Raw genomic sequence first — 26,899 nt, 5'->3', positions numbered from 1 at the left:
ACCGGCCGCCACGGATCAACAATCGATCCACGATTCATCCTCGGCTCTTCAACAGGTCACCGAGCCGCACTAGTCTCCCGTCAGAGGAACCGGACCAAGCCTTGGGGGAGGGCGGTCCCAGTGGGGGAGCTCCGCGGGGGAAGACTACAGAGACGGCTGCGCGAGACCGCGCCGTTGGTGATCGGCGACGCACTGCTGACGTGTGTCGCGTGGACCTGCGCGGTGCTGCTGCGCTTCGACGGCGACGTGCCGCTCAGCGCGTGGTCGGGCCTGCGCGACTTCCTGCCGGTCGTGGTGCTGGTCACCGTGACGGCGTACTTCGCGATCGGCCTCTACAGCGGCGTGCTGCGCTTCGCGAGCGTGCTCGAGGCGCGCCAGATCCTGGTCGCCCAGTGCGTGGTGCTCGGGGTCCTGTTCCCGGTCGTGTGGCTCACCGACCGTCCGGTGCCGCTCTCGGTGCCGATCATGGCGACGGTGATCAGCTGCGGCATGGCCGGGGCCCTGCGGTTCTGGTCCCGGCTGCTGCGGTGGCGCCACGCCACCCGCCAGGACGGCGAGGGCGAGCGGATCCTCGTCATCGGGGCCGGTGAGGCCGGCGACGCCCTGGCCCGGGACATCCGGCTGCACCACTCCTCGCAGGTCGTCGGCTTCCTCGACGACAACGAACGACTCCACGGCCGCAAGATCCTGGGGATCCGGGTGCTCGGCACCATCGACGAGCTGCCCGAGGCCGTGGAGGCCTCAGCGGCGACCCGCGCGGTGCTGGCCATCACCCACGCCGACTCCGCCCTGGTCCGGCGCATCGTCAACCGCTGCCACAACCTCGGGGTCGGCCTCAGCATCGTGCCGCCGCAGTCGGAGCTGCTCGGCCGCCAGGTCTCGCTGCAGGACGTCCGTGACATCGAGATCGCCGACCTGCTCGGCCGGGCGCAGGTCGACACCGACCTCGACGCCGTCCGCCACCTCGTCGAGGGGCGCCGCGTGCTGATCACCGGTGGCGGCGGGTCGATCGGCTCCGAGCTGGCGCGACAGGTGGCGTCGTTCGGGCCGGCCACCCTGGTCCTGGTCGACCACGACGAGACCCACCTCTTCGAGGCGGTGGCCACGCTCCCGCCCGAGGTGTCGCAGCGGCTCGCCGACATCCGCGACCACGAGGCGCTGCGCAGGGTGTTCCGCGAGGCGAACCCCGACATCGTCTTCCACGCCGCCGCGCTCAAGCACGTGCCGATCCTGGAGACCCACGCGGTGCAGGCGGTGCACACCAACGTGATCGGCACCCGCAACGTGGTGCGCTGTGCCGAGGAGGTCGGCGTCGAGCGGTTCGTGTTCATCTCCACCGACAAGGCCGTCCGGCCCTCGAGCGTCATGGGATCCACCAAGCTCGCCGGGGAGCACCTGGTCCTGGGCCGGCCGGGCGAGATGACCGTGTGCGCGGTGCGGTTCGGCAACGTCCTCGGCAGCCGGGGCAGCGTGGTGCCGACGTTCGTCCGGCAGATCCGCGCCGGCGGCCCGGTGACGATCACCGACGCCCGGATGACCCGCTACTTCATGAGCATCCCCGAAGCGGTCCGGCTGGTGCTCCACGCCGCGGCCCTCTCGACGGGTCGCGAGATCTTCATGCTCGACATGGGCGAGCCGATCCGGATCATCGACCTGGCCAAACGGATGATCCAGCTGTCCGGGCAGCGTCCCGGTGCCGACATCGAGATCCGCGTGACCGCGATGCGGCCCGGCGAGAAGCTCGCCGAGGAGCTGCACGCCCCTGACGAGCGGCGGCAGCCCACGTCGCACCCGTCGATCGTCCGGCTGGAGCCGGTGCACATCCCCGCGGGAGTCCTCCGGTCGGCGTTGTCGTCGATCGAGCAGGCCACGAACGAGCAGGACGCCGCCGCCGCGCGAGCCGGGTTGGCGCTCGTGCTGCAGGCGCGTCAGCAGGAAGTCGACACGGAGACGGACCACGAGGTCCGCGAGGAGGAGCCGGCATGCAGGTGAGGACGTATCTGCGGATCTTGAGGCAGCGGTGGCTGCTGGTGGTGCTGCCGTGCATCGCCGCGCTGCTCGTGGCCTACTTCACGCTCCCGGAGGACGACTCCTCCGGTCCCGTCGTGAGCAACTACGAGGCGACGGCGACCCTGATCGCCCCGATCACCGTTCCGACGGAGGAGGAGCAGCTCAACCTCGCGACCGTGGCGCTGTACGTCACGACCGGGAAGATCCCCGAGCGCGCGGCCGCCCTCCTCGACTACGAGGGGGAGCCGCAGGTGCTGGCGTCCTCGGTGACAGTGACGCCCAACCCGGAGACCAGCACCCTGGCGATCACCTCCACCGACCCCGACGGCGCGGCCGCGGCGGAGCGGGTCAACGTCTTCGCCGAGGCGACGATGGCCTACTTCAAGTCCGAGCAGCAGAAGGTGGCGGCGGAGCGCCTGACCGAGGTGCAGCAGCAGATCAAGAGCCTCAAGAACGACATGGCGGCACTCGGCCCGGTCGACGCCGACGACCCGACGACCGAGAGCGAGCGGGCTGCGCTGAGCCAGGCGCTCACACCGCTCTACTCCGAGCGCAACGCGCTCACCGGCGGCCAGCAGGACCGGCTGACGATGCTCCAGTCCGGCGTGGCGATCCCGAAGACGACGCAGTCGTTCGCGGCCCCGTCCAGCCCCGCGATCCGGATGGGCATCGCCGGGCTGCTCGGACTGCTGCTCGGGGCCGCCCTGGCGCTCGTCGTGGAGCGGATCGACTCCCGGATGCGGACCCGCGAGCAGGTCGAGGAGGCCACCGGTCTCGCGGTGCTGGCCGAGATCCCGCTGCTGCCGAGCCGCCAGCGGAGCGGGGTCGTCAGCGCGAGTCGTCCCGCGAGCGCGGCCGCCGAGGCGTTCCGCACCCTGCGCAGCTCGGTGCTGTTGAGTCCCAGCGTGGTGGCCGCCCCGGCCAAGGGTGGGCGCGGACGCGAGTCCGTCGTCCTCCTGGTGACCAGCGCGCTGCCGGGCGCGGGCAAGACCACCACGGTGGCCAACCTCGCCGCGGTGATGGCCGAGGCCGGACGCCGGGTGCTCGTGCTGTCGCTGGACCTGCGCAACCCGACGCTCCACGAGCACTTCAACCAGCCCAACGGCACCGGGATCTCCGAGCTGCTGTCCGCCGATCGCGGCCGGCACCTCGCCGAGGTGGTCCACGAGACCGACGTCCCGGGCGTCTCGATCGCCACCAGCGGGCACGACACCGACCACCCGGGAGCGGTGCTGGCCTCGGTGCGCCCGCTCATCGCGGCCGCCCGCACGCTGGCCGACGTGGTGATCATCGACGCACCGCCGATGCTCGTGGTCTCCGACGCCCTCGACGTGGCGCGCCACGCCGATGTGACGCTGCTGGTCAGCAAGCTCAACAAGACCACCCGCTCGCAGGCGGAGGAGTGCCAGCGCCTGTTCACGCGGTTCGGTGTCTCGGCGCTCGGCACGGTCCTGGTCGGTTCCCGGCCCGCCGGAGCGCGCTACGGATACCCGACGGTGCGCACGGAGCCGCACGAGGAGGCGGGTCCCGATCCCGTCGACGGGGTCGCGGTCGAAGCCGCGTCGCCGCCGGCGGACGACCGCCTCGCCCGTGACGGGGACGGAACCTGACCGACAGCCACTTTCCGGACGCTTGGGGGGAGCTATGGAGACGACAGCGAGGACGTCGCTCGGACGACGACTCGACACCCGCACCGCACGCGTGTGCGTGGTCGGTCAGGGGTACGTGGGGCTGAGCCTGGCGGCCGCGGCCGCCGTGGAGGGCTTCCACGTCACCGGCATCGACGTGGACGCCGAGCGCGTCGCGGCGCTGGCCGGGGGAGAGCTGGTGGTGCCCGGCGTCGAGGAGGCGCTGTTCGTCCAGGCCGCCGAGTCCGGCCGCCTCGGGTTCGGCAGCGACTACGACCCGGTCGCCACGGCCGACGTCGTCGTGATCTGCGTCCCGACCCCGGTGCACGAGCACCGGCCGGACCTGTCGATGGTGGAGTCGGCGGGCCGGGCGGTCGGGGAGCGGTTGCGGCGTGGTGCCCTGGTGATCCTCGAGTCCACGACCTACCCCGGCACCACCGAGCAGGTGCTGCGGCCGCTGCTCGAGCGGCCGCGGTTCCGCGCCGGGCAGCAGTTCTGGCTCGCGTTCTCGCCGGAGCGGATCGACCCGGGGAACGTCAAGTACGGGCTGCGCACCACGCCGCGCGTGGTCGGCGGGATCGACGAGGCGTCCACCGAGCTGGCGGCCGCGTTCTACTCGACGGTCGTCGACGACGTGAACCCGGTCTCCGGGTGCCGCACCGCCGAGATGGCCAAGCTGCTCGAGAACACGTTCCGGATGGTCAACATCGCCCTCGTCAACGAGCTGTCGGCCCTGTGCGCCGAGCAGGGCATCGACACCTGGGAGGTCATCGAGGCGGCCGCGACCAAGCCGTTCGGGTTCATGCCGTTCCACCCCGGCCCGGGCGTCGGGGGGCACTGCATCCCCCTCGACCCGACCTACCTCGCCTGGCAGTCGCGCCGCGACACCGGCCGCCCGTTCCGGCTGGTCGAGCTCGCCCAGGACATCAACGCCGAGATGCCGGCGTACGTCGCGCGGCGCATCGGCGACGCCCTGGGCGACCGGGGCGTCCCCCTGCCGCGGGCCGAGGTGATGGCGCTGGGGGTCACCTACAAGCCGGACGTCGGCGACCTCCGGGAGTCCGCGGCGGTGAAGACGCTCGAGATGCTCGCCGCCAAGGGAGCCCGGATCCGCTACCACGACCCGTTCGTCCCGCGGCTGCAGACCGACGTGCTCAGGCTGCGGCGTACTCCGCTGACCGCCGCCAACCTCGAGGCGGCCGACGCGGTCGTCGTGCTCACCCCGCACTCGCAGTACGACCTGGACGCGCTGACGCGGAGGGCCGGGTTCGTGTTCGACGCCCGCAACGCCCTGCGCCGGCGGGGCGACGACCGGGTGGTGACCCTGTGACGCCGATGCTGGACGACTGTCGCTACGCCCGGGCCCACGCGGCGCTGTGGCGCGACACGGGGGTGCACGTCGTGGCCCTCGCCCCGCGGGCGGGGGCGGACGTCTCGGTGCTCGGAGGGGGCAGTGCCCTGCTGTGGCGGCTCCTCGACGAGCCCCTGGCGCTCCAGGACATCAACCGCAAGCTGCAGGCCGCCGGCGCGGCTCCCGACGACCCCGACGAGGTCGCGAAGTGCCTCGACGACCTGGTCGAGCGAGGCCTGGTGGCGTGGATGATCGAGGAGGACGAGCTGTGAGCCCCGCACCGCAGCTCGGTCCGCTGCACGACACCCTGACCCGGGCCGTGGCCGCCCACGGCCTGCCCGGGAGCACCCTGGACCTGCCGGCACGGCCGCTGCCGACGGAGGAGTTCGACGCGCTCGTGAGGTCGGTGCAGTCGCAGCGCCTGACCGGCTTGATGTGGGCGGCCGTCGAGGCCGGCGCGCTCCCCGTCACCGCGGAGCAGCGGCGCCGGACCGAGTGGCTGCACGTCGAGGTGCTGGCGGGCGTGCTCGCGCTGGAGCGCCTGCTCCTGGAGACCGTCGACGCGCTGGAGGGCGCAGGGGTCTCACCGAGGGTGCTCAAGGGTCCCGTGCTCGCGCACGTCGACTACCCCGAGCCGGCGTGGCGGACCTTCGGCGACATCGACCTGCTGGTGCGCAGCGACGACTTCGAGCGGGCGGCCGTGGTGCTGGAGCAGCGGGGTCACCGGCGCCGCTACCCCGAGCCCCGGCCGGGCTTCGACAGCCGCTACAGCAAGGGGACCAGCTTCGTGACCAGCGACGGCCTCGAGCTCGACCTGCACCGCAGCTTCACCATGGGACCTCTCGGCGTCCGCCTCGCCGTCGACGAGCTGTGGTGCTCCTCCCAGTCCTTCCGCATGGCCGGGCACCGGCTGGAGGCGCTCGGCGTGGAGGAGCGCTTCGTGCACGCGTGCTACCACGCCGCCCTCGGCGACGCGTCCCCACGGCTGGTGCCGCTGCGGGACGTCGCACAGCTGGCGCTGACCTACCCCCTGGACGGGGAGCGGATCCACCGGCTGGCGCGGGCCAGCGGTGGTGAGGCGGTCGTGGCGCAGGCAGTCCGGCACGCGTGGTCGCTGCTCCGCATCGCCGACGTCCTGGCGATCTCGGCGTGGGCGCAGTCCTACCGCCCGGACTCCCACGAGGTCGCCGACCTCGCGGTCTACGAGCGGGGCTCGAGCTACGCGCGGAAGTCCGTGGCGGCCATCCGGGCGCTGCCGCTGCGCGAGCGGGCGTCGTACGTCTACGCGCTGGCGTCGCCGACCCGGTCCTACATCGGGGACCGGCACGCGGGGCGGATGGCGCGCCTGCGGGCCGGGCTCCGACAGTCGCGGCTGGGTGCGGGCGGGCGGTGACCGACATGAAGGTGCTGTGGCTCACCAAGGGCCTGGGCCGGGGCGGGGCCGAGATGCTCCTCGTCGGGCTCGCCCGGGCGATGGACCGTCGCGACCTGACCATCGAGGTGGCCTACCAGCTGCCCGGGAAGACCGCGCTGGTCGGGACGCTGGAGGAGCTCGGCGTACGCACGCACCTGATCGGGGGTGGCGCCGCGTGGCCGTGGAGCCTGCGGCGGCTGGTGCGCGAGCAGCACTACGACATCGTGCACTCCCACGCCCCCCTCGTGGGCGCGGCGGCCCGCGTGGTGGCGCCCGCCGGCACCGTGCTGCTGCACACCGAGCACAACACCTGGCAGCGCTACCACCCGGCGACCCGGCTGGCCAACGCCGCCACCATCGCCCGCAACGACCAGGTGTGGGCCGTCTCCGACCAGGTGGCGGAGTCGATCCGGCTCCCGCGCCCGCTGCGGCTCCCCGACGTCGACGTGATGCTGCACGGCGTCGACCCCTCGAGCTTCCCCCGCGGCCCCGAGGCGCGCTGCGAGGGCCGCCGCCGGCTGGGGATCGGCGAGGACGTGCTCGTCTTCGGGTCGGTGGGCAACCTGGCGGTCAAGAAGGACCAGATCACGATGATCCGGGCCTTCGGCGAGGCACACCGTCAGCTGCCCGCATCGCGGCTGGTCCTGATCGGGACCGGCCCGCGCGAGCCCTACCTGCGCTCCCTGGCCGAGCACCTGGGGCTGGCGGACGTCGTGCACTTCCTGGGCATGCGGGACGACGTCCCCGCGCTCCTGCCGGCCCTCGACGTCTTCGTCCTGTCCAGCCTGCACGAGGGACTGTCCATCGCGGTGGTCGAGGCGCTCGCGGCGGGAGTGCCGGTGATCTCCACGAACGTGGGCGGCCTCCCGCAGCTGATCACCGACGGGGAGCACGGCGTCCTGATCCGGCCCCGCGACGCCGACGCCCTCACCCGGGAGATGCTCCGGCTGGGTCTCGACGACGCCGAGCGCGCCCGCCTCGCCCTGGCGGGGCCGCGGCGCGCGGAGAAGTTCGGCATCCAGGCGGCCGCCGACGCGCTGGTGGAGCGCTACCGCCGTTCCTCGGGACGGCGCGACCCCGAGGGGAGCGTCCGATGACGACGCAGGCGACGCTCCAGGTCCGGCGTCTCGAGCCGCAGGACGAGCCCGAGGTGCTCTCGCTCCTCACGGCCACGATGGCGGGCGGACCCACCGGCACCCGATCCTCGGCGTTCTACACCTGGAAGCACCGCGACAATCCGTTCGGCGCCTCGCCCGGCCTGGTCGCCGAGGCCGACGGCGCCGTCGTCGGCGTACGGCTCTTCCTCCGCTGGGAGCTGCGCCACGGCGACCGGCTGCTCCGGGCGGTGCGGGCCGTCGACACCGCCACCCACCCCGACCACCAGCGTCGCGGGATCTTCAAGACCCTGACGCTCACCCTGCTCGACCAGCTCGACCGCGAGGAGGGCATCGACCTGGTCTTCAACACGCCGAACGCCGACAGCCGTCCCGGCTACCTCCGCATGGGCTGGCAGGAGGTCGGGCAGCTCCCGGTCCGGATCAGCCCGGTCCGGCCGATCAGGTTCCTGCGCGGTGCCCGGGCGGCGAACGCGGCGAACGCCTCGGGCTCGGCCTCGGCGGTGGCGACGCCGGCGTCCACGGAGGCGGTGACCAGCCGTCTGCCGAGCGCCGCCGACGTGCTGGGCCACCACGACGAGGTGCAGGCACTGCTCGTCCGGCGGCGGGTGTCCGACGGCATCCACACCCCGCTCTCCCCGAGCTACCTGTGGTGGCGCTACGCCGCGGCACCCGGCCTCGACTACCGGGCGGTGGCCGTGCGGCGGCGCGGCGAGCTGGTGGGGCTCGGACTGGGCCGGCTGCGCCACCGGGCCGGGCTCACCGAGTTCACCCTCGGCGACGTGCTCGTCGCTGCCGGCGACGACGCAGCGGCGCGCCGCGTGCTGCTCGGCGCCCGGCGCTCCGGTGTCGACCACGTGGCCGTCCACGCCGCTCCGGGCACCGAGATCGCCCGGGTGGCGCGCACCGCCGGCTACCTGTCCGCACCCGGCGGCGGCATCGGACTGGTGGCGCTGCCGCGGCCCGGTTGCCCCGACGACGTGCTCGACCAGGGCCGGTGGCGGCTGTCCCTCGGCGACCTCGAGGTGTTCTGATGTCCCACTCCGTCTCGCCCTGGGGCACCCGTGCGGTCTCCGTGCTGGGGGTGCTGCTGGTCACGGCGTACGTCGGCCTGACCGCGTGGGCCGCGACCCGGACCCCCTACGACATCTGGATCGCGCTGCTGGTGCTGCCGCTGCTGGTGCTCGTCTCGGTCCCGATGCTGCTCAAGGCGGGGCACCGCGACCCCGACCCCCGGTTCATCCGGATCCTGATGTGGGCGTTCGTCGTCAAGATCCTGGCCACGGCCGCCCGCTACGGCCTGGCGTTCTGGATCTACGGCGGCCCCTCCGACGCGGCCGCCTACCACAACGAGGGCACCCGGCTCGCGATCGAGTACCGCGCCGGCAACTTCTCGGCCGAGCTCGGCAGGGACTTCATCGGCACCGGCTTCATCCGCGCGCTCACCGGCGGCCTGTACGCCGTGACCGGCCCCAGCATGTACCTCGCGTTCGGCGTGTTCGCGCTGCTGGCGTTCTGGGGCACCTACTTCCTGTACCGGGCGTTCCGGGTGGCCGTGCCCGGGGGCGACGCCCGGCGCTACGCCTTCCTCGTGCTGTTCCTGCCGTCGATGCTCTACTGGCCCTCGAGCCTCGGCAAGGAAGCCTTCATGATCCTCGGGATCGGGCTCTTCGCCTACGGCAGCGCGCAGCTGCTCAGTGGCTACCACCGCTGGCCGGGCCCCCTGGTCATCGGTGTGCTGATGACCGGTGTGGTCCGTCCGCACGTGACGGCGGCCCTGTTCGTGGCGCTCGGCGTGGCGTTCCTGCTCCGTCGTCGGCCGACTCCCGCGACCGAGCTGACGCCACTCGTGTACGTCGCCTCGGCCGTCGTGCTCGCGGTCAGTGGCCTGGCCGTCGTGTGGCAGGCCGCCAGCTTCCTCAACATCGACGGCCTGTCGGTGTCCAGCCTGGACTCGGCGATCGACGACACGGCCCAGCGCACCGACACCGGCGGCTCGTCCTTCGAGTCCACGGGCGTCGACGGCCTGGCCGACCTGCCGCTGGCCGCCTTCTCGGTCCTGTTCCGGCCGACGATCGTCGAGGCGTCCAACCCGCAGATGCTGCTGGCGGCGGCCGAGAGCGCCCTGCTGATGCTGCTGGTCGTCCTCGCCTGGCGCTCGCTCGTGCAGGTCCCCGGCCGCCTGCGGCGAGAGCCCTACCTGATCATGTGCCTGGTCTACGTCCTGCTGTTCATCTTCGCGTTCTCGAACTTCTCCAACTTCGGGATGCTGACGCGACAGCGGGTGCAGGTGCTGCCGTTCGTGCTCGTCTTCCTCGCCCTGCGCCGTCCCCCTCCCACCTACGAGGCGGAGGCGCCCGACGCTGCCGTCGAGAACACACGCCAAGGAGCATCGACGTGACCCTGCTGACCACGACCTCGAACGCCCGGCCCGCGCTGCTCGGCGGGGCGCCGGCGTTCACCGAGAGGCTCCCGCTGGTCCGGCCCGCGCTGGGTCGGACGGACCTGCTGGCACGACGGCACGCCGACATCCTGGCGTCCGGCATCCTGACCAACGGTCCGACCGTGCGCGAGCTCGAGGAGACCGTGGCGGCGCGGCTCGGCGTCCCCCACGTGGTGGGGGTGTCGAGCTGCACCTCGGGGCTGATGCTGGTCCTGCAGGCGGTCGAGGCCGCCGGGCCGGTGGTGATGCCGAGCTTCACGTTCTCCGCCAGCGCCCACGCCGTCGCCTGGGCAGGCGGCACGCCGGTGTTCGCGGAGGTGTCCGAGGACTCCCTCACCCTCGACCCCGAGGACGCGCAGCAGACCCTCGACGCGCTCGGCGGCACCGCGCGTGCCCTCACGGCCACCCACGTCTACGGCACCCCGTGCCGCACCGAGGCGCTCCAGGCGGTCGCCGACCGGGCGGGGGTGCCGCTGGTCTACGACGCCGCGCACGGCCTGGGCTCGGTGCGCCGGGGCACCCCGGTGGGCGGCTTCGGCGTGGCCGAGGTGTTCTCGCTGAGCCCCACCAAGGTGGTGGTCGCCGGCGAGGGCGGGCTGGTCGCGACCCACGACGCCGACCTGGCCCGCGCGATCCGGCTCGGTCGCGACTACGGCAACCCGGGCGACTACGACTGCCGGTTCGTCGGCCTCAACGCGCGGATGTCGGAGCTGCACGCGGCCACGGCGCTGCACTCGCTGGGGCTGCTCGACTCCGCGCTGGCCCGGCGCCGCGCGATGGTGAGGCTCTTCTGGCGTGAGCTCGGGGCGGTCCGGGGTGTCCGGGGCCCCACCCTCGACCCGGACGACGTCTCGACCTACAAGGACCTCACCCTCGTGGTCGACCAGGACGAGTGCGGGCTGACGGCGCGGGACCTGGCGGCCGCGCTGGGCGCGGAGGGTATCGACTCCCGCCACTACTACGACCCGCCGATCCACCAGCAGCAGGCCTACGCCCACCTGCCGCGCCGGGAGCTCCCGCTGACCGACCGGCTCGCGGCCTCCGTGATCTCGCCGGCCCTGTGGTCGCACATGACCGACGACCAGGTCCGCGGGATCGCCGACGCCGTACGCCGGATCGTGGCCCACGCCGACGAGATCGTCTCGGTGCGCGGGGGAGTGGAGTCCTGATGTCCACCCACGTGCTGGTCGGCCCGGCGGACTCGCTGGAGGCCGACTGCGTGGCGGCGTCGCTGCGTGCCGCGGGGGTGTGCACGACCACGGTGCCCACGGACGACGTGGACGCCGTGCTGCTCCTGGTGACCCCGGGAGGTGCGCCGGACGGCGCCGCGGGGTTCGACGACGATCGGGAGCGCCCGCTGCTGCTCCTCGGGTCCACCTCCGACCCGTCGACGGCGCGCGTCGCGCGTCGGCTCGGTGCGGCGGGAGTCGTCGACTGGTCGGTCCCGACCGACACCCTCCTGGAGGCGTTGGGCCGCATCACCGCGGGTGCGGCGTGGTCCTCCGGCGAGGCCACGGCGGGGGTCGACCCGCTCGGGGACCTCACCGGTCGCGAGCTGGACGTGGTGCGGCTCATGGGGCAGGGAGCGACCAACGAGGCCATCTCGCGTGCCCTCGGGATCAGCTACCACACCGTCCGCACCCACGTGGCCCACGTCCTGGCCAAGCTGGGGGTGTCCCACCGCTACGCCGTCGTGTCCGTGATGAGGATCAGCGACCGGCCCGCTCCGGTGCTCGCGGGGAGTGGTCGCGCGTGAGGATCATGGTCGCCCACCGCGCACCCAGCGTGGCCGACGGGCTGGCCCGGCAGCTGCGCGAGCAGCTGCAGCTGACCGCCGTGGCGGTGACCTCGGCGCGACCCGCCGAGTGGCCGATCGACGCCGACGGCCGCGACGTCGCGGTGGTGGACGCCCAGCTCGCGCCCGACCACGCGGCGGCCCTGTGCCGCCAGGTCGTGGCCCGCGGGATCCGGGCGATCATGATCGTCGACCCGGGAGCCGTGAACCACCTCGGACTCCTCGAGCACGGCGCTGCGGGGCTCGTCGTCCCGAGCGACGGAGTGGCCGGGGTCCTCGATGCCGTCCGGACCGTGATGGCCGGCCACGTGCACGTCCCCGCCCACCTGCTCGGATCGGTGCTGCACGCCCTCATCGTGGAACGTCGGGGCGCCGATCCCGACCTCGACCGGGTCGCCTCCCTGAGCCCGCGGGAGCGTGAGGTGCTGGCGCTCCTCGGCGCCGGCGCCGGCACCCGCGAGATCGCCGACCGGCTGGTCATCTCGCCCTACACGGCCAAGACCCACATCAACCGGCTGCTCGGCAAGCTCGGCCTCGCGTCCCGCACCGAGGCAGCGACCTTCGCCCTCGACCACGACATCCGCTCGGAGCTGATGGAGGTCACCGGTGACTGACCTGCTGCACGCGAGGCCCCGTCGCACCGTCGACCTGCCGACCGAGCGGAGCCGGGGTGGCGCGGTCGTGCAGCCGCCGACCGAAGGTCCCCCCGTCGCCCTCAACCCGACCGCCCTGGCGCTGTGGGAGCTCTGCGACGGACAGACCGCCGTGGAGGAGATGGTGGCCGCGGTCTGCGCGCTGTTCGAGCTGGAGCCCGGCCGCACGCTGACCGACGTGGAGACCGCGCTGGAGGACATGAGGGCCGCGGGGGTGATCCGGTGACCACGCTGCTCGACCAGCCGGCGGTCCGCGCCTCCGTCGGCCACGAGACGGCCGGGGGACTGGTGAGCCTCGGTCGTTGCCGTGCCCTCGACCACACCTTCGAGCTGCTGGTCCCGGCCGAGGCGGAGATGGTGGAGGTGCTGGGCCACCTGGTCGGTCCCTTCCTGCGCACCAGTGGCGCGGCCCGGGCGGAGTGCGCGCGCTACACCGTGCACCGCCCGTCCGACGCCGACCACTACCTGCTCTGCCACGACGGGGAGCGGGTGGCGGCCGGCCGGACCGCCCGCGACGTGGCGGCCTCGCTGGCGTGGCACGTCAACCGCACGACCATCGACCGCTCCGCCCACCGCCTGCACCTGATGCACGCCTCGGCCGTCACCCGAGCGGGGATGACCGTGGTGCTGCCGGCGGACATGGAGAGCGGCAAGACCACGACGGCCGCCGGGCTGCTGCGCGAGGGCTTCGGCTACGTCACCGACGAGGCGGTGGCCGTCGACCCGGTCGACGGCCGGGTCCACCCGTTCCCCAAGCGGCTCAGCCTCGACCCCGGGTCGTGGTCGCTGTTCCCCGACCTCGCCTCCAAGTACGACGCCCCGCGGTCACGGCAGTGGCAGATCGACCCCGCCGACCTCGGGGCGGCGACCGCGCAGGGGCCGGTGGCCCCACCCTCGGTCATCGTCTTCCCGGCGTACGTCGCCGGCGCCCGGACCGACCTGCTCCCGATCAGCAGGGCGGAGGCTGCCTACGAGCTGGCCCGGATGACCTTCCGCTTCGCCGAGGCCCCGGGTCGCAACCTGCAGTCGGCGGCGCGGATGGTCGCGAACGCGACGGTCGCGCGCCTGCGCATCGGCGACCTCGACGAGGCGGTGGCGGCGATCGAGGGGCTGGTCAGCGACCGGCTGCTGGAGGAGCTGTGAACGCCGCCCTGCCGGGTCCCGACAGCGTCCTGGCGCCGCGGCACGCCTCGCGCTGGCCGTCGGTCGAGGTCGACGACCAGGTCATCGTCTGGAACGACGAGACCCAGGAGCTGCACCACCTCGACGTCACGGCCACCCTGGTGCTGCGGCTCTGCGACGGCGAGTCGACCCTGTCGCAGACCGCGGCCGACCTGGCGCACCTGTTCGGGGTCGAGCCCGACCAGATCCGGGGCGACGTGATCCGGTGCGCCGGGATGCTCGCGGGGGCCGGCCTGGTGGAGCCGGTCGCCGCCCGCGCCACCTGACGCCCACGCCCGGCCTGTGCCCTCGTCTCCGGGCCGTCGGTCCGACGCGGGCTGGACCCCACAGGAGGTCAGACGGTGGGGACGACGGACCTCCTGTGGGGTGGCTCCTAGCCCGTTCCGGGCACGGCCAGCGGCTGCCCGTGAGCGGCGAGTGGTGTCGTGTTGTCACTCAGCCCGAGCTGGTCGCCGAGCTCTTGCGGCGGCGGCGTCCCGGTGGCGAAGGCAGAACCGGCGAGCGTCTGCACGGCAGGCACCGTCCAGACGAGCGATCCTCCCTGGCCGGCGCCACGCTGCAGGACGGCGTGTCGGTCGGTCGGTGCTGCGTCGATCCGGGGCAAGCCCCACTGTCCCCCCACGTCGATTCCCCCTGTTGTGTCGACGTACCACGACGGTAGGGGATCGCGGCACCCGGGAACATACGCCGTTGGGGGTAATCCAGCAGGTGCGGCGCGACGTCACTCCGAGACGACGACGGTCGCCGCGTCACCCTCGGCCAGCAGCTCGACCGTCCCCGACAGGTTCTGCGAGGCGAGGAACTCCGCGGCGTGGGCCTCCGCCTCCGCCTCGGTGATCGCGATGGGCTGTTCAGACATGGTTCCGGGTCCCTTCAGCAGGTGGTGACGCTCTCGAGGCGGCACTTGAGCAGGAACTTGCACGCCAGGATGGCCAGCGGCCGGGGCAGGTGCGGCAGCCGGTCGATGCAGTCGCAGCAGGCCTCGGTGGCCGAGAACGTGTAGGTCGTGCAGCCGCTCTTCTCCTTGCCGCCCTGGCCGCCCTGGGCGGACGCCTGGGCGGGCTTGCTGTAGTTCGCCACGATCGTGGGCAGGCACTTGGGCGTCCCTGCCGCGAACGCCGGCGCCGCGAGGGTCTGGACGGCGGGCGTGGCCCACACCATGCCTCCACCCACGACCATGCCGCGCCGCAGCACGGTCCGCCGGTCCGGGTGCCCCGATGTCTGGTCGACCCCCGATGTCTGGTCAACGCCGTCGCTCGTCACGATCTGTGCTCCCCCCTTGCACGAACCCGGGGCGTCCCACCACGTGACCGGCTGCGAAACCGGTCCCGGGTCCGGTCCGAGCCTACGCCCCAAGGCCGCCGGAGTCATCGGCCATCGGGTGTAATCCGAGACGGCTCAGTGGGCCTGGAGGGCCGCCGTCCGGCGCGAGGCCTCGGCCATCTCGGCTGCCTTGAGCGCCGTCTCGTCGAGCCGGCCGTGCTCGGCCCACCAGCGCTGGCCCTCCTCGGGCAGGGTGTGGATCGGGTCGTAGTACTCGTAGTGGCGAGAAAGGACTGCGTCGGCGGACACCTCAGGCCCGGTCTCGATCGAGGTCCGGTAGTTCTTGGTCCAGTACGAGATGCCCCGCACCTGGTCGTAGTCGGCGAGCTGGTGCACCCAGCGCTTGCCGACGAACGGCACGTCGCAGACGATGCGGGGCGTGGCGAAGCCCGGCAGGTAGCCCATGATGTGGTGCTGCAGCCGCTGGGCGTCGGCGACCGAGACCCGCCAGTGCTCCGAGAACGGGATCATGTCGCACATGTAGAAGTAGTAGGGCATGATCTGCGCCCCGTCGAGCAGCCGGAAGCACAGGTCGAGCAGCGCGTGCGGGTCGGCGTTGACGCCGTTGAGCAGCACGCCCTGGTTGCGCACGTCGCGGATGCCGGTGTCGAGCATCGCCCGCGTGGCCTTCGCGACCAGTGGAGTCACCGAGTTGGCGTGGTTGACGTGGGTGTGGATCGCGATCGAGACGCCTCGCTCACGGGCGATCGTGGCGACCCGGCCCATGCCGTCGACGACGTCGCCCTGCAGCCAGTGCTGGGGGAGGCCCATCAGGGCCTTGGTGGCGAGCCGGATGTCGCGGATGTTGTCGACCTCGAGCACCTGGGTGAGGAACGCCTCGAGCCGGGGCCACGGCATGTTGGCCACGTCGCCGCCCGACACCACCACGTCGCGCACCTGCGGCGTACGGCGCAGGTAGTCGATCATGTCGCCGAGCCGGTCGTTGGGCTTGCCGACGAACTTCAGCTTGTCGATGACCGCCGTGGAGTTGCCGACCAGGTCCATGCGGGTGCAGTGGCCGCAGTACTGGGGGCAGGTGGGCAGCAGCTCGGCCAGCACCTTGGTGGGGTAGCGGTGGGTGAGGCCCTCGGTGGCCCACATGTCGTGCTCGTGGAGCGAGTCGCGGGTGGCGTGCGGGTGGGAGGGCCAGTCGGTCCGGCGGTCGGAGAGGACCGGGATCATGTAGTGGCGGATCGGGTCGGCGTAGAACGCCTCGGTGAGCGAGCCTGGCCCGGCCGGCTCGGCCGTCGGCACCATCGTGTTCATCATCTGCGGCGGCACCAGCATCGACATGGTCGCCCGCTCGGCCTGGTCCCGCTCCAGGTCGGCGTAGAAGGTCTCGTCGACCAGGTCGCCGAGCAGCTCGCGCAGCTGCTTGACGTTCTTGACGCAGTGGGCGCGCTGCCACTGGACGGACTCCCACTCGGCGGCGGTCACGTCCTTCCAGCCGGGGAAGCGGGTCCAGTCGGGTTCCACCAGCTCGACACGCGCGTAGGGGTACGGCTGACCCGTCTCCAGGTCGATCGCGGTCTCGATGCTCATGGGTCCTCCTCGGGCAGCCTGCAGGGTCGGTGCGTCGTTTGTGCGACGTACGGCTCTTCTGTCAGAGTACGAGAACACTCTCCGGCAAGTCCAACCAACGGCCGGAGGATTTGCGGAAGACACACGAAATTGCGGGAGAAGAAGCAGTGGACGCGGTGCTGACGAGCGACCCGACCGGGTTGCACCGGGTGCTGGACGACGCGGCGGTGCTGCCCCAGGCGGCGCAGCGGCTCGACACCCGCCGCGAGCTGTGGCCCGACGAGGTCCGGATCCGCGTGGAGCGTCTCAACCTCGACGCCGCGTCGTTCCGTCAGCTCGAGCGCAAGCACGACGGCGACGGGGCAGCGGTGCGCGCCGAGGTGCTGGAGATCGTCGCCGCGCGCGGCAAGATGCAGAACCCCGAGACCGGCTCCGGCGGGATGCTGGTCGGCACGGTCGAGGAGGTGGGGGAGCGGTCGCCGCTCGGGCTCCGGGTCGGCGACCGGGTCGCCACCCTGGTCTCCCTCAGCCTGACCCCGCTCGTGATCGAGGACGGCCTCGCCCGCTGGGACGGGCGCAGCGAGCAGGTGCCGGCCGACGGGTACGCCGTCCTCTTCGGCCGCTCGATCGCGGCGGTGCTCCCCGACGACCTCGCACCCGAGCTCAGCCTCGCGGTGATGGACGTGTGCGGCGCCCCGGCCCTCACCGCCCGCGTCGTGGAGCAGTACGAGCGCCCCACCGTGGCCGTGGTCGGCGGAGGCGGCAAGTCGGGCTCGCTCAGCCTCGCCGCCGCCCGCGACGCCGGCGCGGGCCGGACGATCGGCGTCGTGCCGCACCGGGCCGAGGCCGAGGCGCTGGAGGCCGCCGCCCTGGCCGACGAGGTCGTCGTGGCGGACGCCCGCGACCCGGTCGCGCTGCGCGACGCGGTGGCGGCAGCCGGCGGCCCCGCCGACGTGACCGTCGTGTGTGTCGACGTCCCGGGCTGCGAGGGCGGCGCGATCCTCGCGACCGCCGACCGGGGCACCGTGGTCTTCTTCTCCATGGCCACCTCGTTCTCGGCGGCGGCGCTCGGCGCCGAGGGACTCGCGGCCGACGTGACGATGCTGGTCGGCAACGGCTACGCCCCGGGCCACGCCGAGCACGCCCTGCGGCTGCTGCGCGACCATGGGGGCGTACGACGACTCTTCGAGGAGCGACTGTGAGCGACGCGGCGACGGCGGTGCCCCGGCTCGACCTCGACCGGGCACGCGTCGAGCGCGCCCGGTCGCTCGCGCGCACCGTCGGCCAGCCGGTCGTCACGCTGGCCCAGCAGCACACCACCGTGTCGGTGGAACGGGCGACGCTCCGGCTGGCCGGGCTGTCCGGCGCCGACCCCGACGGGACTCCGTGGGTCAACCGGCTCGCCGAGGCGGTCCGGGCCGACGTGGGGCTGGAGCACGGGCTCGCCCTCCCGGTCTGGGACGCGCTGCACCGGGGCGAGGCCGACGACCTCACCACCCTGGCGGCCAAGGCCGGGGCCGGCTCGGTGCGGTTCCGGCTGCCCGAGGGTGACGACGCGGTCCGCGCCGCCGAGGCCTCCCGGGCAGCGGTCGGTGCCGGCATCGCCCGCATCGACCGGCGCCGCGCGGAGCGGGAGGGGCTGATCGCCGAGGTGGGCGACGCGCCCGCGACGCCGTGGGTCTACCTGATCGTCGCGACCGGCGACATCCACGAGGACATCCCGCAGGCGCAGGCGGCCGCCCGGGCCGGGGCCGACGTGATCGCCGTGATCCGCAGCACCGGTCAGTCGTTGCTCGACTTCGTGCCCGAGGGGGCGACCCGCGAGGGCTTCGCGGGCACGTACGCGACGCAGGAGAACTTCCGGCTGATGCGCGCGGCGCTCGACGAGACCTCACGCGAGCTCGGCCGCTACGTCCGGCTCACCAACTACGCCTCCGGGCTCTGCATGCCCGAGATCGCGGCGCTCGCCGGGCTCGAGCGCCTCGACATGATGCTGAACGACTCGATGTACGGGATCCTCTTCCGCGACATCAACCCGATCCGCACGTTCGTGGACCAGCGCTTCAGCCGTCAGGTGCACGCGCGTGCGGGCATCATCATCAACACCGGCGAGGACAACTACCTCACCACGGCCGACGCGGTCGAGGCCGCCCACACGGTCACGACCAGCCAGCTGCTGAACGAGTTCTTCGCGCGGGAGGCCGGGCTCGACGACTGGCAGCTCGGCCTGGGGCACGCGTTCGAGATCGACCCCGACGTGCCCGACTCGTTCCGGCTCGAGCTCGCGCACGCGATGCTGGCCCGGGCACTGTTCCCGGACGCTCCCCTGAAGTGGATGCCGCCTACCCGGCACATGACCGGCGACGTGTTCCGCGGCTACCTGCTCGACGGCTTCTTCAACCTCGTCGGCGCCCTGACCGGGCAGGGGATCCTGCTGGTCGGCATGATGACCGAGGCCGTGGTCACCCCCTGGCTCTCCGACCGCGACCTGGCGCTGCAGAACGTCCGCTACGTCATGAACGCCGCCGGCAACCTCCACGAGGACTTCCGTCCCGCCCCCGGCGGCTTCATCGAGCAGCGCGCCGAGCAGGTCCTCGACGAGTCGATCGCCCTGCTCGACCGGATCGCCTCCGACCAGGACGCCGCCGGCCACCCACCGCTGCTGGCCGCGATCGGCGACGGGACGTTCGGGCTGATGAAGCGTCCGCCCGAGGGCGGGCGCGGCCTCGACGGCGTCGCCCGCAAGTCCGACGCCTACTACAACCCGGCGACCGAGCTGCTCGAGGCCCCTCGAGACGACGCTGACGAGTCTCCTCAGGAACCGGAAGGACGGCAGCGATGACCGACGCGCCCACCGGACCGATCCGCCCGTACGGCGACACCACCGGCGACGGCATGGTGCAGCTGTCGTTCACGCTGCCGATCGCGCACTCCAAGGTCGCCGACGGTGCCGCGCTCCAGCTGGCGAACAGGATGGGCATGGACCCGGCCCTGGTCGTGCACAGCAAGCCGATGGGGGACGGCTTCACGTTCTTCGTGGTCTACGGCCGGGTCAACCACCTGGTCGACCCCAGCCTGGTGAAGGTCGTCGAGCGCGACTTCCCGCTGCTGACCCCCAAGGAGGCCAACGCCGCGATCAAGCGGTCGCTGCGCCGACGGCTGGTCGTGGTCGGGGCCTGCATCGGCACCGACGCCCACACCGTCGGCATCGACGCGATCCTCAACATCAAGGGCTTCGCTGGCGAGAAGGGGCTGGAGTACTACCGCGAGATCAAGGTGGTCAACCTCGGCGCCCAGGTCTCCGTGCCGCAGCTGGTGGAGCGCTCGATCGCGGAGCGGGCCGACGCGGTGCTGGTGTCCCAGGTGGTCACCCAGCGGGACGCCCACCTGCTCAACACCCGGGAGATGTCGGCCGCGTTCCGCGAGGCCTACCCCGCGGGCCAGCAGCCGCTGCTGGTCGTCGGCGGCCCCCGGTTCGACGAGGCGATGGCCGAGCAGCTCGGGGTCGACCGCGTGTTCAGCCGGGGCACCACCCCGGCCGACGTGGCCAGCTTCCTCGTCCACCGGGTCACCGAGCCGACCGGCAGCCCGACCAGGCAGGCGTCGTGACGGCCCCGGCCGGCGGACGGGGCGCCGAGGTCGGGACCCGCGTCGTGCACCGCCGCTACGTCCCGTACTCCCACGCCCACTACGCGGGCAACCTCGTCGACGGGGCCTACAGCCTCGGTCTCTTCGGCGACGTCGCGACCGAGATGTGCATCCTCACCGACGGCGACGAGGGTCTGTTCGCGTCCTACTCCGACGTCCAGTTCGTCAGCCCCGTCCGGGCGGGCGACGTGCTCGAGATCAGCTGTGAGGTGACCCGGGTCGGCACCCGCTCACGGCAGCTCGAGCTCGCCGTGCACGTCGTCGCCCGCGGTGCTGCGACCGCCGAGCGCCCGGGAGCGGCCGCGCTCCTCGAGCCGCCGCTGCTGGCCACGACCGCGACCGGCACCGTGGTCGTCCCGGGCTGACCCACCCGGCCCGGAGGCCGGAACCGCGCGACACGCCGTGCGCAGTGAAATTCCGGCGCTGATTCCGGCCGTCGCCTCCCGCCGCTGACCTGCACGTTCACGCATCGCCGCAGGTCATCGGCCGGTTGACAGAACGGCCCGACGGGACTGAGGGTGCTGGTGTCCGTCGTGCAGGTCGCGGCCTGCGGGACCGCCGTCCGAGTGATGGGTCGGAGGTGGGGCGCCACCACCCGTCCGACCTGGTTCACGGAGGCCGGTCCCGCACCGCGAGGGCGGACGCGGAAGGGCTCTCGGGTTCCCTAGACAACGGACCGCCATCGGCAGCCGGTCGGTCGTGGTTCGGCCCGAAGGACGGGGGGCCCTTCCGCGGCCTGCAGAGGGTCCCTCCTCCCGGCGGCCCGGCTGGCCGCGACGGGTACCTTTGCCCCCGTGCTGCTCCGGTCCGCGTCCGCGCTGCTGGCCGGAGCCCTGATGGCCCAGGCCTTCGAACCGGTCGGGCTCGCCGTGCTGCTGCCCGTGGGGGTGGCGGGATTCGTCCTCTGCGTGCGCGGGCTTCCGGCGAGCCGCGCCTGGCTCCCCGGTCTGGCGTTCGGGGTCGGCTTCCAGTTCGTGCTGCTGTTCTGGATGCGCGCCGTCGGCCTCGGCCCCTGGCTCGCGCTCGCGGGGCTCGAGGCGGCGTACTTCGCGCCCCTGGGCGCGGCGGCCGCCGTGCTGCTGCCCCGCCGGGGCGGGGCCTGGTGGTTCGCGGCCGCCTGGGTCGCCGTGGAGACGATCCGCTCGGACTGGCCGTTCAGCGGGATGCCGTGGGGACGGCTGTCGTACGCCGTCGCCGGCACCGGCTGGCAGGACGCGCTGCCCTACGTCGGGATGGCCGGGCTCTCCTACCTGCTGGCCGTGCTCGGTGCCCTGCTCGCCCAGCTGGTCACCGGTCCGGGCCGGGTGCGCACGGGGCTCGTGGCCGCCGGCGTCGTGGCGGTCAGCCTGGTGCCGACCCTGGTGCCGTGGACCGCACCGACGACCGGCGAGCGCACGGTGGCCGTCGTCCAGGGCAACGTGCCCGGGGACGGCACCGACATCCTGCTCGACCACCGAAAGGTGACCCGCAACCACGTCGACGCGACGGTCGCGCTGGCCGAGGACGTGGCGGCGGGCGAGCAGGAGCAGGTCGACTTCGTGCTGTGGCCGGAGAACTCGACGGCGGTCGACCCGTTCCGCGACAGCGAGGTCAACTCCGGGATCGAGCGGGCCAGCGAGGCGATCCAGGTGCCCGTGCTGGTGGGTGCGATGGTCGACGCCGGTACCGACCACGTGCTCAACCAGGGGATCGTGTGGCTCCCGGGCACGGGCGCAGGCGACCGCTACACCAAGTGGCACCCGGTGCCGTTCGGCGAGTACATCCCCTGGCGCGACCTCGGCCTCGGCAGCTTCGGCCAGCTCCGCCTCATCCCGCGCGACATGCTCGGCGGCACCCGCGTCGAGCCGCTCCCGGTCGGGGACACGCTGGTGGCCGACGCGATCTGCTTCGACGTCGCCTACGACGACGGGATCCACGCCCAGGTGCGCGCGGGGGGCCAGCTGGTGACGGTGCAGACGAGCAACGCGATGTTCGTCCGGACCTCCCAGATCGACCAGCAGTTCGAGATCTCCCGGCTGCGGGCGCTCGAGACCGGCCGCTACGTGCTGGTCGCGGCCACGAACGGCGTCTCCGGGGTGATCGCGCCCGACGGCTCGGTGGTCGACCGGGCCGGCGTCCGCACCCAGGAGGTGTTGGTCGAGCAGGTGGGCCTCGTCGAGGAGCTGACGCCCGCCGTCCGCCTCGGGGCCTGGCCCGGCCGGGTCGCGGTCGGGGTCGCCGTGGTCGGACTGGTGCTGGGGCTGCTCCCGTATCGTCGACGGCAGCGCGACGAGGACGGGACGACATGAGCGGCGTGGGCGGCACCGGGGTCCCCGGCAGGGTGTGCATGGTCGTGCCGACCTACGACGAGGCCGGCAACCTGGCTCCGCTCGTCTCCCGGCTGCGGAGGCTGCACCCCGACGTGGACGTCCTCGTCGTCGACGACGCCTCGCCCGACGGGACCGGCGCCGTCGCCGACCGGCTGGCGGCCGAGGACACCGGCGTCGCCGTGGTCCACCGGGCCGGCAAGGAGGGCCTCGGGGCGGCGTACCTGCACGGCTTCCGGGTGGCCCTCGACGCCGGGTACGACGTGATCGGCGAGATGGACGCCGACGGTTCCCACCAGCCGGAGCAGCTGGACCGGCTGCTCGCCGCGCTGGCCGACGCCGACCTCGTGATCGGCTCCCGCTGGGTGCCGGGTGGATCGGTGACCAACTGGCCGCGGCACCGCCAGGCGCTGTCGCGCGGCGGCAACCTCTACGTGCGGCTGCTGCTCGGGATCGACGTGCGGGACGCGACCGCGGGCTACCGGCTCTACCGCCGCGAGACGCTGGAGAAGATCGACCTCGCGTCGGTGCGGTCCACGGGCTACGTGTTCCAGACCGACCTCGCGGCGCGGGTCCTGCGTGCCGGCCTGTCGGTCCGTGAGGTGCCCATCGAGTTCGTGGAGCGGGAGCGCGGCGAGTCCAAGATGGGGCCGGCGATCGCCGTGGAGTCGCTGCGCCGGATCACCGCGTGGGGTGTGGAGGAGCGGAGCCGGCAGCTGCAGCGCTGGGCCCGGAGCCGCGGGGCGCGGTCATGACGCGGCGGCGCCGCTGGGTCTCGGCGCTCATGGTGGCTCTCTTCGTGGGGGTGCCCCTGCTGGAGATCTACGTGCTCATCCAGATCGGCCAGGTGATCGGCGCGTGGTGGACCATCCTGCTGCTGATCCTGGCCAGCGTCGTCGGGACCTGGCTGGTGCGCCGCGAGGGAGGTCGTGCCTGGCAGGCGCTGACCACCGCGCTCCAGACCGGACGGATGCCCCACCGGGAGCTGGCCGACGGGGCCCTGATCCTGATCGGCGGCACCCTGATGCTGACCCCGGGCTTCGTGACCGACGCGGTGGGTGTGCTGCTCATCCTGCCGGTGACCAGGCCGCTGGCGCGGCGGGTGATGGCCCGGGTGGTCGCCCGACGGCTGCTCGTCACCGGGGCGCCCCGCGACGTACGACGCCCCGGACCCGCCGGCGAGGGGCCGGTGATCCGGGGCGAGGTCGTCGACGACGACTAGGTCGTCACGTGGTGCTCAGCTGACCTTCTTCTTGCGGCTCGCGCCACGGTGGAGGTGGGCGGGGCCGATCTCACCGCCGCGGAGCAGCTCGAGCCGCTCCTTCAGGATGTCCTCGAGCTCCTTCTCGGACCGCCGCTCGAGCAGCATGTCCCAGTGGGTGCGCGCGGGCTTCTCGGCCTTGACCTCGGGCTCGATGCCGTCGACGCTGAGCGACTCGGCGCCGCAGCGTGGGCACTCCCACGTGGCGGGGACCTCGGCCTCCACCGACATGGGGATCTCGAACTCGTGGCCTCGCTGGCAGCGGTAGCCGACCTGCTGTCGCGCGGCGAACTCGATCCCGCGCTCGTCCTCGAAACTCTGGCCTCCGAGTCGGGCGCCGCGTAGCGTGCGCTCCGCCATGAGCCACCTCCCTGATCGTGTGTTCCCCGTCGTGGCGCCGTAGCGGGAACGATCAACCAGCCGCAGCGCGCAAGGGCCTCACCGTCTACAACGGTTCGCCTTGTCCAACGGTACGGCGCTCCGCAAGATTCCCGGAATTCGCACCGATCCGCAGCCTGGGCGAGATCTCGGACACACCCGGAGGGGTGAGGAGCCGGTCAGATCGTCGACGGCACCACGTTGCCCGCCTCGCGGATGCCCCGCTCGGTGTCGACCCTGAGCAGCAGCAGGCCCCCGATGACGAAGAACACGATCAGCGCGAAGATCGCGGGACGGTAGGAATCGGTCATCTGGTAGACGACCCCGAAGACCAGGGCACCGAACCACGAGGTCCCGCGTTCCATCGCGTGGTAGAAGCTGAAGTACTCGGCTTCCTTCCCCTTCGGGATGAACAGGGAGAAGTACGAGCGAGCCAGCGCCTGGGTGCCGCCGAGCACCACCCCGATGCCGAACCCGAGGGCGAGGAAGGGCAGCAGCTCCTGCTCGGGGAGCCAGAGGGCGACGGTGACGATGAGGGACCAGATCACCAGCCCGCCCAGGATGACCCGCTTGGCGCCGTACCGCTGCGCGAGCTTTCCGAAGAGCAAGGCGCCTCCGAACGCGACGAACTGGACCATCAGGATCGTGATGATCAGGACGGACTGGTCGAAGCCGAGCTCCTCCGAGCCGTAGACGGACGACTGGCTGATGACGGTCTGGATGCCGTCGTTGAAGAACAGGTAGGCGACGAGGAAGGTCAGCGCGGTGGGGTAGTGGCGCATCTCCTTCAGCGTCTGCCACAGCTGGCCGAAGCTCTGCCGGACGACGTTCCCGGAGACGGCCTCCACGTCCGCCGGCGGGTGGTTGCGGAGGCGGAGGAACGGGATGAAGGTGAAGGCCGCCCACCACACGGCGGCCGACAGCATGCTCCAGCGGGCGGCCTCGGCGACGTCGAGGCCGAACGGGAGGACGGTGACCAGCGCGAGGTTGGCCGCGAGCAGGAGGCCCCCACCGAGATACCCCCACGCCCAGCCCCGTGACGAGACCCGGTCGCGCTCCTCCTCGGTGGAGATGAGCGGCAGGATCGAGTCGTTGACCACGGAGGAGGCGCCCAGGCAGAGGTTGGCCCCCACGAGTGCGACGGCGCCCAGCTCCCAGTTGTCGCCTCGCGTGAAGAACAGCAGCGACGCGAACAGGGCGCCGGTCCAGGCGAACCCGGCGAGCCACTGCTTCTTCTTCTCGGTCCGGTCGATGAAGCCACCGAGCGGGGGCAGGACCAACGCGGAGAAGACGGTCGCGATCGTGACCAGGAACGCGGGCAGGGCACCCGGTGCCACGCTGAAGCCGAGGAGGTTGACGCGATCGTCGACCGCGGCGTTCTCGGCGATGCCGATCAGGTAGGGGCCGACCAGCACCGTGCTGATGGTCGTCACGTAGGCGCTGTTGGCCCAGTCGTACCAGTACCACGCCCGCTGCTCACGCGCGCGGTTCAGCGGCCCCAGGTCGGCGACGCCCGAGGTGGATGAGCTCATCGAGGTCCTTCCCACTGCCCGCGCTGGACGAGCACGTCCCTGAGTATGTCGGTGCGATCGGTCATCAGTCCGTCGACACCACGATCGAGCAGCACGATCATCTCGTCGGGGTCGTCGACGGTCCATGAGTGCACGTGCTTACCCGCCCGGTGCGCACGGTGGACCAGACCGCGAGTGGTCACCGTCACCGGACCCCGCCGGTGGGGCACCTGCAGCGCCGCGACCCGGCGGCGGGTGAGCAGGTCGGCCAGCCGGCCCGAGGGCAGGCACCGGAACGCGAGCACCTCCAGCGGGGCCGCCGAGGTGGGGACCCGGCCACCGGTGAGCCGGCGGAACCGGTTGATCCGGCGGTGGGAGAACGAGCCGACCAGCACCTGGTCGTGGGCCTGTCGTTCCTCGATCAGCCGGGCCAGCAGCGGGACGGCGGCCGCGGACTTGAGGTCGATGTTGAAGCGGGCGTGCGGCAGCGCGTCGAACAGCTCCTCGAGGGTGGGGATCCGCTCCCGGCCCCCGATCCGGACGCGGCTGATCTCGTCGTACGTCGCGTCGACGACGCCGCCGCTGGTGTCGCTGACCCGGTCGAGCACGGCGTCGTGGAAGGCGAGCAGCACGCCGTCCCGCGTCGCGTGCACGTCGGTCTCCAGGTAGACGTAGCCCAGCGCGGCCGCGTGCCGGAACGCCGTGAGGGTGTTCTCGAGCCCGACCAGCTCCGGATGGGTGGCACCGCCCCGGTGGGCGAAGGCCAGCGGCCGGCGGGCCGCGTCGAGGTAGGCGTACCCGGTGGGCCCCGGAGTGGAGTCGGTCACGTCGGGCATTGTTCCCTGCGTGGCCGGGCCGACGGGCGCCGGAGCGGGGAGTACGGTCGGTGCATGGAGGAACTGACCTGCCCCCGTTGCAGCGCCCCGATGACCAGCCGCCCCCTCGGTACCGGGCAGGTGAGCCAGTGCCCCGAGGGCCACGGCGTGTTCCTCGAGCGGGCCGAGCTCGGCAACCTCATCGAGGCCGAGACCGACTGGCACCGTCACGCCGCCCAGTCCACCGCCCCGCTCCCGAGGATCACGCCCGACATGACAGCCCCGCCCACCAGCCGGAAGCCCGCCCGCGCGTGGGTGGAGACGCTCTTCGAGTGACGGGTCCCCGGAGGTTCGGGTGACGGCTTCCGGAGGTTGAGGTGCGAGGGCCGCCAGGCCCGAGCCTCGAAACCCCCGGGACTGTGGGCGCCGCCCTGCATCCGTCACCGGGTTTCGAGACGGCCGGTCGGCGGTGGATTCAACCGGTGAGTGCAACACCGGGTGGGTTGTCGTGTTCGGACAGTAGCGCGTCGAGCGCTTCGGCGGGT

28 protein-coding genes are annotated in these 26,899 nt (G+C 72.7%); 22 read left to right on the top strand and 6 right to left on the bottom strand.

Annotated elements, in window-relative coordinates:
* The first annotated feature begins 120 nt into the window (after nt 1–120).
* Genes ACQ1X7_RS11660 through ACQ1X7_RS11595 form a run of 14 tightly spaced genes read left to right on the top strand, consistent with a single transcriptional unit; the run spans nt 121 to nt 13,857 of the window.
* A complete protein-coding gene (locus ACQ1X7_RS11660) occupies nt 121–1,992 on the top strand; it encodes a polysaccharide biosynthesis protein (protein WP_432478368.1) in 1,872 nt (623 codons plus the stop codon).
* The gene (locus ACQ1X7_RS11655) at nt 1,983–3,620 is read left to right on the top strand and encodes an AAA family ATPase (protein ID WP_432478367.1); all 1,638 of its coding nucleotides are present in this window, start codon (nt 1,983–1,985) and stop codon (nt 3,618–3,620) included. The genes ACQ1X7_RS11660 and ACQ1X7_RS11655 overlap by 10 nt, the downstream gene beginning before the upstream one ends.
* 34 nt (nt 3,621–3,654) lie before the next feature.
* The gene (locus ACQ1X7_RS11650) at nt 3,655–4,968 is read left to right on the top strand and encodes a nucleotide sugar dehydrogenase (protein WP_432478366.1); all 1,314 of its coding nucleotides are present in this window, start codon (nt 3,655–3,657) and stop codon (nt 4,966–4,968) included.
* Nucleotides 4,969–4,973: 5 nt separating this feature from the next.
* Nucleotides 4,974–5,261, top strand: a complete 288-nt coding sequence (locus tag ACQ1X7_RS11645) for a hypothetical protein (RefSeq protein ID WP_432478365.1) — start codon at nt 4,974–4,976, stop codon at nt 5,259–5,261.
* Complete coding sequence (locus ACQ1X7_RS11640) at nt 5,258–6,382, top strand: nucleotidyltransferase family protein (RefSeq protein ID WP_432478364.1); 1,125 nt, start codon at nt 5,258–5,260, stop codon at nt 6,380–6,382. The genes ACQ1X7_RS11645 and ACQ1X7_RS11640 overlap by 4 nt, the downstream gene beginning before the upstream one ends.
* A 5-nt stretch (nt 6,383–6,387) precedes the next feature.
* Nucleotides 6,388–7,500, top strand: a complete 1,113-nt coding sequence (locus tag ACQ1X7_RS11635) for a glycosyltransferase (protein ID WP_432478758.1) — start codon at nt 6,388–6,390, stop codon at nt 7,498–7,500.
* Nucleotides 7,497–8,552 carry a GNAT family N-acetyltransferase gene (locus ACQ1X7_RS11630; protein ID WP_432478363.1) on the top strand — a complete coding sequence of 352 codons (1,056 nt, stop codon included), beginning with the start codon at nt 7,497–7,499 and terminating at the stop codon, nt 8,550–8,552. Before ACQ1X7_RS11635 ends, ACQ1X7_RS11630 begins: the two co-directional genes overlap by 4 nt.
* Nucleotides 8,552–9,919 (top strand): hypothetical protein, encoded by a 1,368-nt coding sequence (locus ACQ1X7_RS11625; RefSeq protein WP_432478362.1) that lies wholly within the window; start codon nt 8,552–8,554, stop codon nt 9,917–9,919. The genes ACQ1X7_RS11630 and ACQ1X7_RS11625 overlap by 1 nt, the downstream gene beginning before the upstream one ends.
* Nucleotides 9,916–11,130, top strand: a complete 1,215-nt coding sequence (locus ACQ1X7_RS11620; protein WP_432478361.1) for a DegT/DnrJ/EryC1/StrS family aminotransferase — start codon at nt 9,916–9,918, stop codon at nt 11,128–11,130. Before ACQ1X7_RS11625 ends, ACQ1X7_RS11620 begins: the two co-directional genes overlap by 4 nt.
* A complete protein-coding gene (locus ACQ1X7_RS11615; protein ID WP_432478360.1) occupies nt 11,130–11,717 on the top strand; it encodes a helix-turn-helix transcriptional regulator in 588 nt (195 codons plus the stop codon). Before ACQ1X7_RS11620 ends, ACQ1X7_RS11615 begins: the two co-directional genes overlap by 1 nt.
* A 5-nt stretch (nt 11,718–11,722) precedes the next feature.
* Nucleotides 11,723–12,370: a helix-turn-helix domain-containing protein gene (locus ACQ1X7_RS11610; RefSeq protein WP_432478757.1), complete on the top strand. Its 648-nt coding sequence runs from the start codon at nt 11,723–11,725 to the stop codon at nt 12,368–12,370.
* Nucleotides 12,363–12,635 carry a PqqD family protein gene (locus tag ACQ1X7_RS11605; protein WP_432478359.1) on the top strand — a complete coding sequence of 91 codons (273 nt, stop codon included), beginning with the start codon at nt 12,363–12,365 and terminating at the stop codon, nt 12,633–12,635. The genes ACQ1X7_RS11610 and ACQ1X7_RS11605 overlap by 8 nt, the downstream gene beginning before the upstream one ends.
* Nucleotides 12,632–13,552: a hypothetical protein gene (locus ACQ1X7_RS11600; protein ID WP_432478358.1), complete on the top strand. Its 921-nt coding sequence runs from the start codon at nt 12,632–12,634 to the stop codon at nt 13,550–13,552. Before ACQ1X7_RS11605 ends, ACQ1X7_RS11600 begins: the two co-directional genes overlap by 4 nt.
* Nucleotides 13,549–13,857, top strand: a complete 309-nt coding sequence (locus tag ACQ1X7_RS11595; RefSeq protein WP_432478357.1) for a PqqD family protein — start codon at nt 13,549–13,551, stop codon at nt 13,855–13,857. Before ACQ1X7_RS11600 ends, ACQ1X7_RS11595 begins: the two co-directional genes overlap by 4 nt.
* A gap of 455 nt (nt 13,858–14,312) precedes the next feature.
* Here the strand turns inward: ACQ1X7_RS11595 and ACQ1X7_RS11590 are convergent, their stop codons facing one another.
* The 3 genes from ACQ1X7_RS11590 to ACQ1X7_RS11580 all read right to left on the bottom strand — a co-directional run bounded on the left by ACQ1X7_RS11590 (nt 14,313) and on the right by ACQ1X7_RS11580 (nt 16,456).
* On the bottom strand, nt 14,313–14,450 hold the full coding sequence (locus ACQ1X7_RS11590; protein WP_432478356.1) for a hypothetical protein: 138 nt from the start codon (nt 14,448–14,450) through the stop codon (nt 14,313–14,315).
* A gap of 14 nt (nt 14,451–14,464) precedes the next feature.
* Nucleotides 14,465–14,752, bottom strand: coding sequence for a hypothetical protein (locus ACQ1X7_RS11585; protein WP_432478355.1), 288 nt, complete (start codon nt 14,750–14,752; stop codon nt 14,465–14,467).
* A 237-nt stretch (nt 14,753–14,989) separates the two neighbouring features.
* The gene (locus tag ACQ1X7_RS11580; RefSeq protein ID WP_432478354.1) at nt 14,990–16,456 is read right to left on the bottom strand and encodes a KamA family radical SAM protein; all 1,467 of its coding nucleotides are present in this window, start codon (nt 16,454–16,456) and stop codon (nt 14,990–14,992) included.
* Nucleotides 16,457–16,602: 146 nt separating this feature from the next.
* On the opposite strand from ACQ1X7_RS11580, the gene ACQ1X7_RS11575 reads away from it, so the two are divergent.
* From ACQ1X7_RS11575 to ACQ1X7_RS11545, 7 genes are all read left to right on the top strand, one after another.
* Nucleotides 16,603–17,637, top strand: a complete 1,035-nt coding sequence (locus ACQ1X7_RS11575) for an L-erythro-3,5-diaminohexanoate dehydrogenase (RefSeq protein WP_432478353.1) — start codon at nt 16,603–16,605, stop codon at nt 17,635–17,637.
* Nucleotides 17,634–19,277, top strand: coding sequence for a lysine 5,6-aminomutase subunit alpha (locus tag ACQ1X7_RS11570; protein ID WP_432478352.1), 1,644 nt, complete (start codon nt 17,634–17,636; stop codon nt 19,275–19,277). Before ACQ1X7_RS11575 ends, ACQ1X7_RS11570 begins: the two co-directional genes overlap by 4 nt.
* Nucleotides 19,274–20,044 carry an OAM dimerization domain-containing protein gene (locus ACQ1X7_RS11565; RefSeq protein WP_432478351.1) on the top strand — a complete coding sequence of 257 codons (771 nt, stop codon included), beginning with the start codon at nt 19,274–19,276 and terminating at the stop codon, nt 20,042–20,044. The genes ACQ1X7_RS11570 and ACQ1X7_RS11565 overlap by 4 nt, the downstream gene beginning before the upstream one ends.
* A complete protein-coding gene (locus tag ACQ1X7_RS11560) occupies nt 20,041–20,448 on the top strand; it encodes a hotdog domain-containing protein (RefSeq protein ID WP_432478350.1) in 408 nt (135 codons plus the stop codon). Before ACQ1X7_RS11565 ends, ACQ1X7_RS11560 begins: the two co-directional genes overlap by 4 nt.
* Before the next feature lie 429 nt (nt 20,449–20,877).
* Nucleotides 20,878–22,371, top strand: coding sequence for an apolipoprotein N-acyltransferase (gene lnt / locus ACQ1X7_RS11555; RefSeq protein WP_432478349.1), 1,494 nt, complete (start codon nt 20,878–20,880; stop codon nt 22,369–22,371).
* Nucleotides 22,368–23,144: a polyprenol monophosphomannose synthase gene (locus ACQ1X7_RS11550; RefSeq protein WP_432478348.1), complete on the top strand. Its 777-nt coding sequence runs from the start codon at nt 22,368–22,370 to the stop codon at nt 23,142–23,144. The genes lnt and ACQ1X7_RS11550 overlap by 4 nt, the downstream gene beginning before the upstream one ends.
* Nucleotides 23,141–23,611 carry an FxsA family protein gene (locus ACQ1X7_RS11545; protein WP_432478347.1) on the top strand — a complete coding sequence of 157 codons (471 nt, stop codon included), beginning with the start codon at nt 23,141–23,143 and terminating at the stop codon, nt 23,609–23,611. Before ACQ1X7_RS11550 ends, ACQ1X7_RS11545 begins: the two co-directional genes overlap by 4 nt.
* Nucleotides 23,612–23,626: 15 nt before the next feature.
* Here the strand turns inward: ACQ1X7_RS11545 and ACQ1X7_RS11540 are convergent, their stop codons facing one another.
* The 3 genes from ACQ1X7_RS11540 to ACQ1X7_RS11530 form a co-directional block, all read right to left on the bottom strand.
* Nucleotides 23,627–24,010 (bottom strand): RNA polymerase-binding protein RbpA, encoded by a 384-nt coding sequence (locus ACQ1X7_RS11540; protein WP_432478346.1) that lies wholly within the window; start codon nt 24,008–24,010, stop codon nt 23,627–23,629.
* A gap of 197 nt (nt 24,011–24,207) precedes the next feature.
* Nucleotides 24,208–25,560: an MFS transporter gene (locus ACQ1X7_RS11535; RefSeq protein ID WP_432478345.1), complete on the bottom strand. Its 1,353-nt coding sequence runs from the start codon at nt 25,558–25,560 to the stop codon at nt 24,208–24,210.
* The gene (locus ACQ1X7_RS11530; protein ID WP_432478344.1) at nt 25,557–26,366 is read right to left on the bottom strand and encodes a glycerophosphodiester phosphodiesterase; all 810 of its coding nucleotides are present in this window, start codon (nt 26,364–26,366) and stop codon (nt 25,557–25,559) included. Before ACQ1X7_RS11530 ends, ACQ1X7_RS11535 begins: the two co-directional genes overlap by 4 nt.
* On the opposite strand from ACQ1X7_RS11530, the gene ACQ1X7_RS11525 reads away from it, so the two are divergent.
* Nucleotides 26,274–26,690, top strand: coding sequence for a zf-TFIIB domain-containing protein (locus ACQ1X7_RS11525; protein WP_432478343.1), 417 nt, complete (start codon nt 26,274–26,276; stop codon nt 26,688–26,690). The genes ACQ1X7_RS11530 and ACQ1X7_RS11525 overlap by 93 nt on opposite strands.
* Nucleotides 26,691–26,899: the final 209 nt, after the last annotated feature.

The sequence above is a fragment of the Nocardioides sp. GXQ0305 genome, assembly GCF_050880345.1.
Taxonomy (GTDB): domain Bacteria; phylum Actinomycetota; class Actinomycetes; order Propionibacteriales; family Nocardioidaceae; genus Nocardioides.
Note: the sequence above shows the minus strand (reverse complement) of the source record. Positions and strands in the feature narration are given on the sequence as shown.